Origin of the sequence: Lysinibacillus sp. YS11 (assembly GCF_002896375.1) — a bacterium.
Lineage (GTDB): Bacteria > Bacillota > Bacilli > Bacillales_A > Planococcaceae > Lysinibacillus > Lysinibacillus capsici.
This window is the reverse complement of the sequence record NZ_CP026007.1, coordinates 3798466-3811123: the sequence shown is the minus strand read 5'-3', so window position 1 is coordinate 3811123 and position 12658 is coordinate 3798466. Positions and strand designations below refer to the sequence as shown.

The 12658-nt window shown below is 36.6% G+C and carries 14 protein-coding genes; 7 read left to right on the top strand and 7 right to left on the bottom strand.

The annotated features are described in order from the left end of the window. Positions 1 to 61 precede the first annotated feature (61 nt). Positions 62 to 1306, top strand: a complete 1245-nt coding sequence (locus LBYS11_RS19140; protein WP_233732187.1) for a methyl-accepting chemotaxis protein — start codon at positions 62 to 64, stop codon at positions 1304 to 1306. Positions 1307 to 1374: 68 nt separating this feature from the next. Here the strand turns inward: LBYS11_RS19140 and LBYS11_RS19135 are convergent, their stop codons facing one another. Beyond that, positions 1375 to 2355: a peptidylprolyl isomerase gene (locus LBYS11_RS19135; RefSeq protein ID WP_048391754.1), complete on the bottom strand. Its 981-nt coding sequence runs from the start codon at positions 2353 to 2355 to the stop codon at positions 1375 to 1377. 143 nt (positions 2356 to 2498) lie between these two features. Between LBYS11_RS19135 and LBYS11_RS19130 the strand changes: the two genes are divergently transcribed. After that, positions 2499 to 2603 (top strand): YjcZ family sporulation protein, encoded by a 105-nt coding sequence (locus tag LBYS11_RS19130; RefSeq protein ID WP_004230765.1) that lies wholly within the window; start codon positions 2499 to 2501, stop codon positions 2601 to 2603. A 501-nt stretch (positions 2604 to 3104) separates the two neighbouring features. Here the strand turns inward: LBYS11_RS19130 and LBYS11_RS19120 are convergent. The 5 genes from LBYS11_RS19120 to LBYS11_RS19100 form a co-directional block, all read right to left on the bottom strand. Beyond that, positions 3105 to 3650 (bottom strand): DUF3267 domain-containing protein, encoded by a 546-nt coding sequence (locus LBYS11_RS19120; protein ID WP_016992098.1) that lies wholly within the window; start codon positions 3648 to 3650, stop codon positions 3105 to 3107. Between the two features lie 205 nt (positions 3651 to 3855). Beyond that, positions 3856 to 4416 carry an HTH-type transcriptional regulator Hpr gene (locus tag LBYS11_RS19115; protein ID WP_004230760.1) on the bottom strand — a complete coding sequence of 187 codons (561 nt, stop codon included), beginning with the start codon at positions 4414 to 4416 and terminating at the stop codon, positions 3856 to 3858. A gap of 157 nt (positions 4417 to 4573) precedes the next feature. After that, a complete protein-coding gene (locus LBYS11_RS19110) occupies positions 4574 to 4969 on the bottom strand; it encodes a YtxH domain-containing protein (protein ID WP_048391751.1) in 396 nt (131 codons plus the stop codon). A 134-nt stretch (positions 4970 to 5103) separates the two neighbouring features. Beyond that, positions 5104 to 5640, bottom strand: a complete 537-nt coding sequence (locus LBYS11_RS19105) for a tryptophan transporter (RefSeq protein ID WP_103118796.1) — start codon at positions 5638 to 5640, stop codon at positions 5104 to 5106. 148 nt (positions 5641 to 5788) lie between these two features. Then, a complete protein-coding gene (locus LBYS11_RS19100; protein WP_048391747.1) occupies positions 5789 to 6202 on the bottom strand; it encodes an HIT family protein in 414 nt (137 codons plus the stop codon). A 104-nt stretch (positions 6203 to 6306) separates the two neighbouring features. Between LBYS11_RS19100 and LBYS11_RS19095 the strand changes: the two genes are divergently transcribed. Both LBYS11_RS19095 and LBYS11_RS19090 read left to right on the top strand, forming a co-directional pair. After that, positions 6307 to 7056, top strand: a complete 750-nt coding sequence (locus LBYS11_RS19095) for an ABC transporter ATP-binding protein (RefSeq protein WP_066037077.1) — start codon at positions 6307 to 6309, stop codon at positions 7054 to 7056. Next, a complete protein-coding gene (locus tag LBYS11_RS19090) occupies positions 7040 to 8221 on the top strand; it encodes an ABC transporter permease (RefSeq protein ID WP_048391743.1) in 1182 nt (393 codons plus the stop codon). The genes LBYS11_RS19095 and LBYS11_RS19090 overlap by 17 nt, the downstream gene beginning before the upstream one ends. 68 nt (positions 8222 to 8289) lie before the next feature. Here the strand turns inward: LBYS11_RS19090 and LBYS11_RS19085 are convergent, their stop codons facing one another. Beyond that, positions 8290 to 8808 (bottom strand): antibiotic biosynthesis monooxygenase family protein, encoded by a 519-nt coding sequence (locus LBYS11_RS19085; RefSeq protein ID WP_048391740.1) that lies wholly within the window; start codon positions 8806 to 8808, stop codon positions 8290 to 8292. A gap of 233 nt (positions 8809 to 9041) precedes the next feature. Between LBYS11_RS19085 and hemE the strand changes: the two genes are divergently transcribed. The 3 genes from hemE (at position 9042) to hemY (ending at position 12604) form a co-directional block, all read left to right on the top strand. Further along, on the top strand, positions 9042 to 10091 hold the full coding sequence (gene hemE / locus LBYS11_RS19080; RefSeq protein ID WP_048391738.1) for a uroporphyrinogen decarboxylase: 1050 nt from the start codon (positions 9042 to 9044) through the stop codon (positions 10089 to 10091). 156 nt (positions 10092 to 10247) lie between these two features. Beyond that, complete coding sequence (gene hemH / locus LBYS11_RS19075; RefSeq protein WP_103118795.1) at positions 10248 to 11168, top strand: ferrochelatase; 921 nt, start codon at positions 10248 to 10250, stop codon at positions 11166 to 11168. A 14-nt stretch (positions 11169 to 11182) separates the two neighbouring features. Continuing rightward, positions 11183 to 12604, top strand: coding sequence for a protoporphyrinogen oxidase (gene hemY, locus LBYS11_RS19070; RefSeq protein WP_048391734.1), 1422 nt, complete (start codon positions 11183 to 11185; stop codon positions 12602 to 12604). Positions 12605 to 12658 lie beyond the last annotated feature (54 nt).

Sequence of the window (12658 nt, the reverse complement as noted above, 5' to 3'; positions counted from 1 at the left end):
AATGGATACAGAGGGACTTTTTTCACGGAAAATTAAGTTTTGGAAAAGTTTAATTTTCAAAATGATACTAGCTATCGGCATAAGCTTATTTATTAGCTCCCATATTTCAGAATTTGTTAGTCGTCAATTCGAGAAGGTAGTCCATTTGAATGGAAGTGCTGGGGTTGCCATTAATACATTTATTTCGTTATTTATTGGCACAGTAATTATTTCGTTATGTACAAGGTATATTGTCTTAAGGCGTGTAAAGCGTGTGTTAAATGCTATGACCCAGGCTGCTGATGGTGATTTAACTGTTCGCATTGATGATCGATTAAAAGATGAAATTGGTCAATTATCGACTGAATTTAATCATATGCTAGAACAAATTGGGACGGTCATTGAAAAGACGAATAAAGCATCGACAGATGTATCAACCTTTACAAAGGAATTTACAACGATTACCGAACAAAGCAGTCAAACAGTTGAAACTATTTCGGGTGCCATTGGGGAAATTGCCTCCAGTGCAGAAGGACAATTAAGGCAAATGGATTTATTATCTGAATCAGCACATTTAATTACTAAAGATATGGATCATGCATCTTCTGCTATTCAGGAAGTTGCCTCAATAGCAAATGAAACGAACCAAAAGGCTGATTTAGGATTACAGTTAATTGAGCAAACGATTGCAAAAATGAATACCATTAATGAATCTGTTCATCAGTCAACTGCAGTTGTAAATGCTTTAGGCGAAAAATCGAAGGAAATCAGTACGATTGTAGCGTTGATTACAAGTATTACAGATCAAACAAACTTGCTTGCATTAAATGCATCTATTGAAGCAGCTCGTGCAGGAGAGGCTGGAAAAGGCTTTGCAGTAGTGGCAGATGAAGTAAGAAAGTTAGCAGAGGAATCTGGAAAGGCTGCAGATAATATTCGAACATTGGTGGATGATATCTTAAACCAAACCTCCAGTGCTGTTTATGCTATTAATAGCGGTACACAGTTTGTGGAGGAAGGCCGTGAGTCTGTTGAACAGACAGGCGATACCTTTAAAAATATAGTCGTATATTTGCAACAGATAAGTCATCGTACAACGGAGGTAAAGGATATTGTCTTGCGTGTCAATGAGAAAGCTAGTCAAACAGATGAGGCTGTAAAAGAAGTCGTTGGCATAGCAAATGGCACATCTTCGGGCATACAGCATATTGCTTTATCTATCGAGCAACAAAGTGCTTCTAATGAGGAAATAGCAAGTGCTGCAAATGTTCTTCAGACAATGTCAAATGACCTACAAACTGAAATTAGCCAATTTAAAGTAAAGTAAAATAGAGTAAAAAAGAGAAGCATCTGATGTATCAGGGTGCTTCTCTTTTGTTATATACTAGACTCTAATTATTTAGATTCCTTGTCAGTATCTTCTGCTTTATCTTCGGAATCCTCTTTTGGCGCATTTTCTTCAGCTTTTTTAGCTGCTTCTTCAGCTGCTTTTGCTTGTTCTTCACTTGTTGTTGTAAAGAATTTAAGCGGTTCTTTTAAATCTTTATCAGATGTTTTCACATCGGCATCTTTAGCCATTTTTGCAACGATATCTTTAAGAATCGTTTGAGCTTCACCAGTTTGGTTCAGTTTACTTAACATAGTTGAACGAATGTTTTCTTCTTCGTCTTTAAATGAACCAACACCTTTTACATCACGCTTGTCCGTAATTTCAATTACATGGTAACCAAAGCTAGATTTTACTGGTTCACTTAATGTGTTTAATTCAAGAGCATAAGCGGCATCGTTAAATTCATCTACCATTGAACCTACAGAGAACCATCCAAGCTCTCCACCTTTTTGAGCAGAGCCAGTATCTGTTGAGTACTCTTTTGCAACGTCCTCAAACTTAGCGCCACCCTTAATTTTTTCAATTACTTCTTTTGCTGTTTTTTCATCTGCTACTAAAATATGACGACCATTTAATTCTGTTTTCATTTGCTCGTAGTATTTTTTCACATCTTCTTCTTTAATTGCTTGATCTTTTAAAGCTTTTTCTTGAAGAAGTTGAACACGTAAAGAATCTTTAAAGCCCTGTTCTGTTAAACCACTTTCAGCAAGCGCTTGTGTAAAGCCATCACCAAATTGTGATGCAGTTGTGTCATACGCTTCTTTGATTTCTTTATCTGTTACTTCATATTTGTCAGCTAAAACTTTTTCAGTCACCATTTGCTGCATTACATATGAGCCTGTTAAAGCTTTTGCCTTTTCATTAAAATCAGCTACTGAAATATCGCCCACTTTAGAAGTAACGATTGCTTTGCTGTCTCCGCCGCTACAAGCACCAAGCGCTAATACAGATGCAGCTAAAGTTAAAGATAAAACTGTCTTTTTCATAGTGGATATTCTCTCCTAACATGGTTTCGTCCATTTTTTACTATAACATAAACGTTTTAAAAACAAAATGGTTCCCCCTTGAGTATTGCCTATATTTCAAATTTTGAAGCGCATAGGATATAGAAAAGAAAGGGGGTGAAGTTATGGGCAACGGAGGATACGGTGGCGGTGGCTACGGCTCAGGCTTTGCTTTATTAGTTGTGTTATTTATTTTATTAATTATCGTTGGTGCAGCGTTCCTATACTAATTAATAAAACAGCGAAAAGCTAAGAGCTTTAACTCTTAGCTTTTCTTAACAATGTTAGACATTCGCGCCGCATGCCTTAGGTTCTAAACAATTTATTTGGTTAGAAAAAGTTGTTGCATGGGGGGCTCGACTTATCTTCAAGCGTGCGGACGGGCGCGGATGGTGCACATGTTTTGAAAGGGGCTTTTCAAAAAAGCCCGAAAAAATTTAGATTCCATTACGCCGAGGCGTAATGGAATTTTCTGTTAAACTGCATATAAAATTTCAATGTAGAATGAGACAAGTAGGATAGTAATAAGTATATTTATAGTTCGGAATATTTTTGGTTGGTTTTCTTCGGGAATTTCACGTCGCATGCATAGAGCATATGTCATGCGGTTAATTTGAAATAAATAGAATACCGAGAATAGAACTACAATCATTAATAGCAAGTCTATTCCTCCCCTCTTTCAATAGTAATAGCATAACAAAGAACGTCAATAAAAAACAAGTACAAGCAATTTAGTGAACGGTCGGTGGAACTAAAATTTCATAGCCTTTAGGTGTTTCCTCTATTTGTGAATTTTTAGGTGAATTCAAGAGATACTTTACGTAAAGGATATCAATCAGGCATAGACTACAGTGATAGGCTAACAGCAATGTCCCATAATGGGTATAGGCTGGTAAAAGCCATGTTCCAACTATAATACTAGTATTTAGAACGATAAAAGGCGTAAGTAATGCTAAGATGTATCGATTTTTAGATAATGGCTCTCGAATTCGCATGTGTAAAACAGGAATTATATAAAACTGACTACGTACACGTAATTTTAAATGTTGGCGTAAATCAAATAGGGCCACAAAGTGCAAAAATTTGTGAATGGGATAAAGTGTTAGCACAGCTATCACAAAGAGCCAGAATAGTCGATCTGTATAATGCTCTTCATTAAATAAATTAAACGTTACATACGAAACAGAAAAGACCAATAAAAAAGTAATGACACCCATTATAATAATACGCGTAGTACCGTAATGATGTTCTAAATTTAAAATTTTCCAGCAATGCATGGTTTTTTATCAACTCCGAATAGGAAGTGTCCTATTTAATGTAAATTGAATTATGTTAGAATGCAAGAAAAAGGAGGTACTTCAGAAATATTTCTGAAATACCTCCTTTCACATGACTCATTCCTGAATGAACAGTAGTATAACTCATTTTTGTTCAACTTATAAATAATTGCAGGAAAAATTATGTGCAGTTTGAAGCTTCGTCTTATCCTTTTACAGGTGTGCGTTCTTCTAGTGTGTCAAAGGAATCACGGAAATGTTGGAAAGAGCGTTCGAAAATATCGATGAAATCTTCACCATAGATATTACGAATAACAGCCATTACATCTAAAAAATCAGGGAAACGGCCATATAAATCTTTTAATGCTAATGATCCTTCCAGTACGGAATGATACGTATTATGGTAGTTTTTATTCATCTCTATAATGAGCTCTGTGCCAGCTTCTGTAAGTTCAACATACGTATTACGTTTATCGTCATCACGCTTGGAAAACTTAAGAAAGCCTCGCTCTTCTAATTTTTTGGAGAAATTAAATGCTGTAGAAACATGCATCACGCCAAATTTCGCAACATCAGAAATGGAAGCGCCTTTTAAATGGTATGAAATCCATAAAATATGGTGTTCATTAATATTTAAATCATAAGGTTTAATCCATTGTTGCCAATCCTTTTCAACCGCTTTCCACAGCGCTTTTGATAACTGTGCGATTCTTTGACTATAAAGCATCGCTTCTTTTTGTGTATATAATTCCTCTGACAAAGCCATCACCTACTGCTTTCTTTCACATTTTTAAAAATATTATAGCAGTAAAGGAAAAAAGTTTAAAGTTAGAAAAATTAAAAAATTGAAAAGTGGCTAAAAAATAATATTATAGCAATAGTTTTTGATAAAAACACAGATTATCTAACTATCGATAAGGACTTTAGTCGCTAACTTTTTCTTGAGGTTTTTTCTTATTTTCTGTAATTTGTGCAATGTTTTTCTCGATTTCGCTTATCGAATTCTGTAAAGCATCTAATTCTTGTTGTAAATTATTTTTCGTTGGTTCGATTTCTTCAGTAAAAGTCGTAATTGTTTGCTTTAAATCATTTATTATTTGTGGGATATTATTTTTTACTTCATTTGTTAATGTGTTAACAGATTGTTTAACAGTTCCTACTTGTTGTTTTACATCAAGGAGCATACCCTTTGTTTGGTCAACATTTTGTTTAACAGAAGCACGTAGCTGTTGCCCAGATTGTGGCGTGGAGAAAAGTACAGCGATTGTCCCACCGATAATTCCTGTCGTTAGTCCAAGTAAAAATGGTTTTGCTTTCATATTAGATACCTCATTTCTAGTCATGTTTATTTACTATTAAACCATGAAATGCACCAATACAAAAAGAAAAAAGAAACTAAACGAGTGATTTGACCGTCACAGTTTAGTTTCTTTTGATTATTTAAAGTATTTATTTATGAAATTTGAGAAATAGCTGTATTGAATTTAGAGCGCTTCACTAATTTTGAAACAATTGGATAAATAACGGCAAACGCAACAACGTTAAATACGACAGCTGGAAGGACAACGCCAATAAATAGCATCGCAAACGTCGCGCCAACATTTGCATTAAACACAAAAAGCGCTACTCCTAAGAAGACAGTTCCTGAAAGAATTGTTCCCAAGCCAACTAAGACAGCAGATACGGCGAAATGACCTGCCAGTTTTTTGAGAATGATTAAAGCAGCTAAAAATACAAAACCAGTAACAGCTTTATCAATAATATTTGGAACTAGACCTGCTGGGAATGTTGTAAATAAACCTGAAAGCACCCCTGTTGAAAGAGAAAGTAGGAACGTTTCTTTCACTGTTGGGAATAATAGAATACCAATAAACATCATGGTTAACATAAAATCAGGCTTCATTCCATTCACCATTCCTGGTGTAACCACATAAAGTGCAGCACCGACACCTACTAACAGTGCCATTAATACTAAATTCTTTGTATTCATTTGAATCTCTCCTCGACTATGCTAATCTATTTGTCTCCTAACGTGTCCTCTTGACCGCTAGCGAAACTTATTTGTGATTGTACGCTAAATTTTAAAAATTTGCAATACAGCATTCTGAACATTCAGATGTTAATATATTACAAATGGCTTATAGATTGGCTTTAATACTTTCTGCTACTTCTGACAACTGCTCTGGTGAGTACTTTTGTGTTTGCCAAATTAAGCCTAGCCCTTCTTTTTCATCGTAACGCGGAATAAAATGTAAGTGGTAGTGGAAAACAGTTTGTCCAGCTGCAGCACCGTTGTTATTAATGGTATTCAAACCAATCGGCTGAAATGCTGCTTTAATTGCATTTGCAATTTTTGGTGCCACAGCATATAGATTACGAGCCACTTCCTCTGGCATTTCAAATAAATCTTTGCAGTGATGCTTTGGAATTAATAGTGTATGGCCTTTTGCAACAGGTGAAATGTCTGTGAATGCATAGACATGATCGTCTTCATAAATTTTTGTACTTGGAATGGAACCATCAATAATTTTGCAAAATAGGCAATCGCTCATAAGAATTTCCCCCTTAACGTATATGTAAGTACATTCTATCATACTCAAACCTGTATCATTTGCTAATTTTTGATAAAATATAATACAAGAAGAGGAGTGAGAATATGTCAGTATTAGAGGTACAGCATGTGACAGGTGGTTATACAAGAAAACCTGTTATTAAAGATCTATCTTTTACGATTGGAGAAGGTGAACTAGTTGGCTTAATCGGCTTAAATGGAGCTGGGAAAAGTACAACGATTAAACATATTATAGGAACAATGTTGCCAAAGGAAGGGGACATACGTCTAAATGGTGTAACATTAAAGGAAGATACGGACAAGTATCGTACAGCCTTTTCCTATATTCCTGAAACCCCTGTATTATACGATGAGCTAACATTAAGAGAGCATTTAGAATTAACTGCAATGGCTTACGGTATTGACAAAGCAACACTCGATGCTCGTTCTGAGGTACTGTTAAAAGAATTTCGAATGGAGAAAAGATTAAATTGGTTCCCTTCACATTTTTCAAAGGGAATGCGTCAAAAAGTTATGATTATGTGTGCCTTTTTAGTGAATCCAAGTCTATATATTATTGATGAACCTTTTGTGGGATTGGATCCATTAGGTATTCAATCGTTATTAGATCAAATGGATGAAAAGAAAAAAGAAGGCGCTTCTATATTAATGTCTACACATATTCTGTCAACAGCTGAAAAGCATTGTGATCGCATTATCTTATTGCATGAAGGAAGAGTTCGAGCACAAGGAACAATGGCTGATTTACGTCAATCATTTGCTATGCCGTATGCGACATTAGATGACCTCTATATTGCTATGACAAAGGAGCGGGACCATGAAGAACTTGCGTGATGTATGGTCCTCTCGCTTCATGCATTATATAGGAGAAGTACAAAAATATATGCAATTTATTTTTACAGGGCATATTGCTATCGTACTTGTATTTCTAATAGGAGCAGGGGGCTATCAATATAGCGAATGGCTGAAAGTTGTTCAAACAGACTTTCCAGCAGAAGTCCTGATAGCTGTTATCATCGGGATTTTATTGGCCTTTAGCCGTCCGACTACATTGTTGAGAGAGCCAGATCAAGTATACTTATTACCTTTAGAATCAAAGATGTCTTTGTACTTCAGCAAGGCGTTGGCTTGGACGTTTTGGTCTCAGGTGTGGATTGTAGCGATTGTCTATATTGTTAGTATCCCTTTATTAAAAGCCGTGACTGAATTAACAACGGTCGAAATATGGACAATATTTTTACTTACTATTGTGTTGAAATATCTAAGTGTTCGAGGAGAATTCAGCTATCGTTATAGTGAACGAGGGCAGATGGTTTGGGTGGATAGGTTTATTCGAGCTGTCATTTTTGCAGCTGCTATTTATATGGGGCTCCATGCACAGTTGTTATTAGCAGTAATCGCGACAGTTATTAGTGTTATTTATATGATAGTCTTTAGTAAAAAATCAGTTGGTGAACCAGTGCCGTATGAGCATTTTGTCAAGCTTGAACAGAATCGTATGATGAGCTTCTATCGTTTTGCAAATTATTTTACAGACGTACCTCATTTACACGGTAGCATTCGGCGTCGAAGCTGGATGGACTGGCTCTATAAATTTGTACCATATGGTAAGGAAAATGCTCAAAAGTACTTGGTATTTCGTACCTTTATTCGAACAGATGACCATTTCTATTTATGGGTACGCCTTACTGCTATTTCAGCAATCATTGCAGCATTTGTAGATATTCCTGTCGTTACATGGATTGTAGCAGGTGCACTCAGCTTTGCGACAACTATTCAGTTAAAACAAGCTCTGTTATCCAGCGGCGAATTTCGAATGGACATGCTCTATCCGTTACCAGATCATGCTCGTCAACTAGCTGTGAAGCAAATTGTGCGTTTAGCCATGATTACACAAGCTATTGTTGTGGGCTTATGTGCTATGACACAACCAATGTTTTATATTGCCTTTATCATTGTTTTGGTGATTAGTGAATTAACGTCGAAGGTTTCAAAGTAGAAATAGAATACTAAAAAGCTCATTTACCAATGATATTGTTGGATAAATGAGCTTTTAATTATTTAAACTTATTGTGAATCTTCTTCTTTTGGTATAGCACTATAGGTTGTTACATAAGAAGCTGCTGAGAAGATGTTTTGCTGGCGTATCCCAGTTGAATCATCTCTTCTAGCATGGGCAGTTTCATAGGCTTTAGAGCTCTTCCATGCGTCAAATGAATGAGGTCCATGCCATTGAGTCATGACAATGTAAGTATCACTCTTGATAGGCCTTAATAAACGGAAGGCAACAAAGCCTGGCTCGTTTTCAATAGCCCGTGAACGTTCTAAAAAGCGATGCTCGAAAACTGGTCTTCCTTCATCTGTTACAGGAATATTGTTGAAAACAAAGAAACCGTGTTCCTCTAAATCATTTACTGAATCTAGCACTTCAAATTTACGGGGTGTCGCAAATACTGTTTTTCCTTCTGTTTCATGTATCAGTACAGAGTTACCTTCCCCATGAATTAAAATCATATGTTCATTAGGATACTTATTTTTTACCTGTTCCAAAAAATCGCCAGTACCAGAAGTTAAATAAATATACATGAATTTATCCTCCTTATGAATCTTACTAATATAGCGTGATTATACCCTTTCTGGCGTAAGTCTAACGCTCTGCTCAAAAAGAATATGCCGAGAAAGAACAATTTTATGACATTTCACTAGGAAAACTATACAATAACAGAGGAAGCGTTTACTATTGGAAACGGATATCAATAATAAAGGAATAAACATGCGATTTTTTATAGTAAGAATTTAACGAGGGGAAGGAACTATTCATGACAACTTTTAATGATACACTTCTACGTGCTGCACGTGGAGAAAGGACCGCACATACACCAGTTTGGTATATGCGTCAGGCAGGACGTTCTCAGCCAGAATACCGTGCCATTAAAGAAAAGTATTCCTTAGAGGAAATTACACATCAACCTGAGCTATGTGCGTATGTCACTCGTCTACCTGTAGAAAATTACAATGTAGATGCTGCTATTTTATATAAAGATATTGTCACACCTCTCCCTGGAATTGGGATAGATGTGAAAATCAAGGCAGGTGTTGGTCCTGTTATTTCAAATCCTATTCGTTCAGTAGCGGATGTAGAAAAATTAGGTGAATTCAATGCTAAAGAGCATACACCATTTGTATTAGAAACAATCAAGTTACTTGCAGAAGAGCAATTAAATGTACCTCTAATCGGTTTTGCTGGAGCCCCATTCACACTTGCAAGCTACATGATTGAAGGTGGTCCTTCAAGAAACTATAATAAAACAAAATCATTTATGGTATCTGAACCTCAAGCTTGGTTTGCTTTAATGGATAAACTCGCTGACATGATTATTGCAGATGTAACGGCTCAAATTAAAGCTGGGGCAAAAGCTATCCAAGTGTTCGACTCATGGGTTGGAGCCTTAAATGTAGAGGATTACCGTGTATTTATTAAACCGATTATGACTCGTATTTTTGCAGAGTTGCAAAAAGAAAATGTACCATTAATTCAATTTGGAGTGGGTGCTAGCCATTTAGCAAAGGAATGGAATGATTTACCGATAGATGTTGTGGGCTTAGATTGGCGTTTACCGATTAAAGATGCACGTGCCAATGGTATTACCAAGCCTGTACAAGGAAACTTAGATCCATCCTTATTACTTGCAGATTGGTCAGTTATTGAAAAACGAACGAAAGATATTATTGATCAAGGTCTAGAAATGCCAGGTCATATCTTTAATCTTGGTCATGGTGTTTTCCCAGAGGTTGACCCAGATGTCTTAAAACGTCTTACAACACTTATTCATGAATATAGTGCTCAACAAATTCAAGCTCGTTCTTAATGGAAGTCAATCAAGCGTGAATAATATGTCCTTTTCTACATAGGGAATTTTAATTTCAATGTAGAAAAGGAGCTGTCCAACAATCAAGATTGGGCAGCTTCTTTTTATCACATAATGTATGAAAAACATAAAACAATTTTAGAGGTGAAAAGGGTAATGAAAGAAGTTAAAGGCTTACTAGTAATGGCATATGGAACACCTTATAAAGAAGAAGATATTGAACCTTACTATACGCATATTCGTCATGGACGTAAACCTTCTGCAGAGCATTTAGAAGATTTACGTAGCCGCTATGAAGCAATCGGTGGTTTATCCCCATTAGCTGCGGCAACACAAGCACAAGCTGAAGCATTATGTACACGTTTGAACGAAGTACAGGATGCTGTAGAATATAAATTGTTTATTGGTTTAAAACATATTCATCCATTTATAGAAGATGCAGTAGAGCAAATGGTGGAGGAGGGCATAAAAGAAGCGGTTTCTATTGTTTTAGCTCCTCATTTCTCTACTTTCTCAATTAAGTCTTATAATGGTCGTGCTGAAGAGGCCGCAGGAGGTCGCTTAAAGATAACTTCTGTGGAATCTTGGTATGACGAGCCAAAATTCATAGAATACTGGAAACAACAAGTGAATGAGACATTCAATGCAATGTCAGAAGAAGAACGTGAGACAGCTTGTCTAGTTGTATCAGCACATTCATTGCCTGAAAAAATTAAAAACTTAGGTGATCCATATGAAGATCAACTAATTGAAACAGCTCGTCTTATTCAAGCTGCGACTGGTTTAAAAAATGTAGAGGTTGGCTGGCAATCGGCAGGCCAAACACCAGAGCCTTGGATTGGTCCAGATGTTCAAGACTTAACACGTGAGCTATTCGAAGAAAAAGGTTTCCGTTCATTTGTTTATACTCCAGTAGGTTTCGTAACAGAGCATTTAGAAGTGTTGTATGACAACGATTTTGAATGTAAAGTTGTCTGTGATGAACTTGGTGCAAAATACTATCGTCCAGCGATGCCAAATACACATCCTTTATTTATTGATGCGATGGTAGAGGCGATTCATAAAAAATTAAGCTAAGCGAAAAGAAAGTGATGATGTTGGTGACTCAGAAAAGACGAAAGGTAGTTGTCGTAGGCGGTGGCATTACAGGCCTTACAGCTGCGTTCTATATGCAAAAAGAAGCAAGCGCAAAAGAATTGCCATTAGATATCGTACTTGTCGAGTCGTCATTACGTCTTGGCGGAAAAATTCAAACTCTAAGAAAAGATGGCTTTATTATTGAGCGTGGGCCAGAATCTTTTTTTGATCGTGAAAACTATGTCAATGATTTAGCAAAGGATCTTGGGATCGAACAGAAACTATTAACAAGTAATGCGGGTCCAAACTATATAGCTGTTGGTAGTCAGTTATATCCAATACCTAGTCATCTCTTATCTGGAGAGACACCACATATCTCTTCATTCATAACTTCAGGCTTGTTCTCACTAAGTGGTAAAGTTCGTGCGGCGGGGGACTTTTTCATTCCCCGTTCTACACAGGATGACGATCAACCGTTAGGCGCTTTTTTTAGAAGAAGATTTGGTGCTGAGATAGTGGAAAATCTAGTAGAGCCCCTACTAGCAGGTACATTTGCAGGAGATATTGAGCAGTTAAGTATGAGCTCAACCTTCCCACAGCTTTATAGTTTAGAACAACAATATCGTAGTTTGCTGATTGGTATGAAGAAGTCAGGCACGAATTTCTTAAGCAATCATCACATAGCTGAAAATAAAGGTATCTTTCAAACCTTTAGCAATGGCCTTGAAACACTCATAGAAAGTATAGAAGAATCACTACTTCCGGGGACAGTGATGAAGGGTGTCAAAGTAGAGGAAATAGAGCATGGCAAGGATGGTTCAGTTCAGGTGATGCTCAATAATTTTTCACATATCAAAGCAGATGCTGTTATTATTGCCACCCCCTTTAATATGGCTGAAAAAATGTTTAGTAAGTTAAGTCTATTACATGAATTGGGCACAATGAAGGCTGCTACTATTGCAACCGTTACAATGGCCTTTAAAAAGGAACAACTCGGTGATTTAGATGCACTTTCTTTTTATGTCTCTCGAAATAGTGATTTTTCAATTACTTCCTGCACTTGGATGAATCGAAAATGGCCAGGTACTTCACCAAAGGATTTTGTATTATTACGCAGTTATATTGGTCGAGTGGGCGACGAAGCGATTGTGGCTTTATCGGATACGGAGATCGAAAAAACCGTGCTACAGGATTTACAGAAAACGATTGGTATCGATGGCGCACCTGTCACAACGGTTGTAACACGTTGGAAAAATGCGATGCCACAATATACAGTTGGCCACGAGGCGAAAGTCCTTCGTATCAAACAAGAATTACAAGAACATTTTCCAACTGTAAAGCTTGCAGGAAGCTCGTTTGAAGGAATATCAATTCCGGAATGTGTACAGCAAGGTAAACAGGTTGCGAATGAAGTATTAATGGAAATGTTCAAGTAATGCAAATCAGATAGTACAAACATTTATTATCAATGTTTGTACTATTTTTTATAT

Bases quoted from the DNA above. Each gene is read 5' to 3' on its own strand.
- LBYS11_RS19140 (WP_233732187.1), top strand. From the start codon at position 62: ATGATACTAGCTATCGGCATAAGCTTATTTATTAGCTCCCATATTTCA.
- LBYS11_RS19135 (WP_048391754.1), bottom strand. From the start codon at position 2,355: ATGAAAAAGACAGTTTTATCTTTAACTTTAGCTGCATCTGTATTAGCG.
- LBYS11_RS19130 (WP_004230765.1), top strand. From the start codon at position 2,499: ATGGGCAACGGAGGATACGGTGGCGGTGGCTACGGCTCAGGCTTTGCT.
- LBYS11_RS19120 (WP_016992098.1), bottom strand. From the start codon at position 3,650: ATGCATTGCTGGAAAATTTTAAATTTAGAACATCATTACGGTACTACG.
- LBYS11_RS19115 (WP_004230760.1), bottom strand. From the start codon at position 4,416: ATGGCTTTGTCAGAGGAATTATATACACAAAAAGAAGCGATGCTTTAT.
- LBYS11_RS19110 (WP_048391751.1), bottom strand. From the start codon at position 4,969: ATGAAAGCAAAACCATTTTTACTTGGACTAACGACAGGAATTATCGGT.
- LBYS11_RS19105 (WP_103118796.1), bottom strand. From the start codon at position 5,640: ATGAATACAAAGAATTTAGTATTAATGGCACTGTTAGTAGGTGTCGGT.
- LBYS11_RS19100 (WP_048391747.1), bottom strand. From the start codon at position 6,202: ATGAGCGATTGCCTATTTTGCAAAATTATTGATGGTTCCATTCCAAGT.
- LBYS11_RS19095 (WP_066037077.1), top strand. From the start codon at position 6,307: ATGTCAGTATTAGAGGTACAGCATGTGACAGGTGGTTATACAAGAAAA.
- LBYS11_RS19090 (WP_048391743.1), top strand. From the start codon at position 7,040: ATGAAGAACTTGCGTGATGTATGGTCCTCTCGCTTCATGCATTATATA.
- LBYS11_RS19085 (WP_048391740.1), bottom strand. From the start codon at position 8,808: ATGTATATTTATTTAACTTCTGGTACTGGCGATTTTTTGGAACAGGTA.
- hemE (WP_048391738.1), top strand. From the start codon at position 9,042: ATGACAACTTTTAATGATACACTTCTACGTGCTGCACGTGGAGAAAGG.
- hemH (WP_103118795.1), top strand. From the start codon at position 10,248: ATGAAAGAAGTTAAAGGCTTACTAGTAATGGCATATGGAACACCTTAT.
- hemY (WP_048391734.1), top strand. From the start codon at position 11,183: ATGATGTTGGTGACTCAGAAAAGACGAAAGGTAGTTGTCGTAGGCGGT.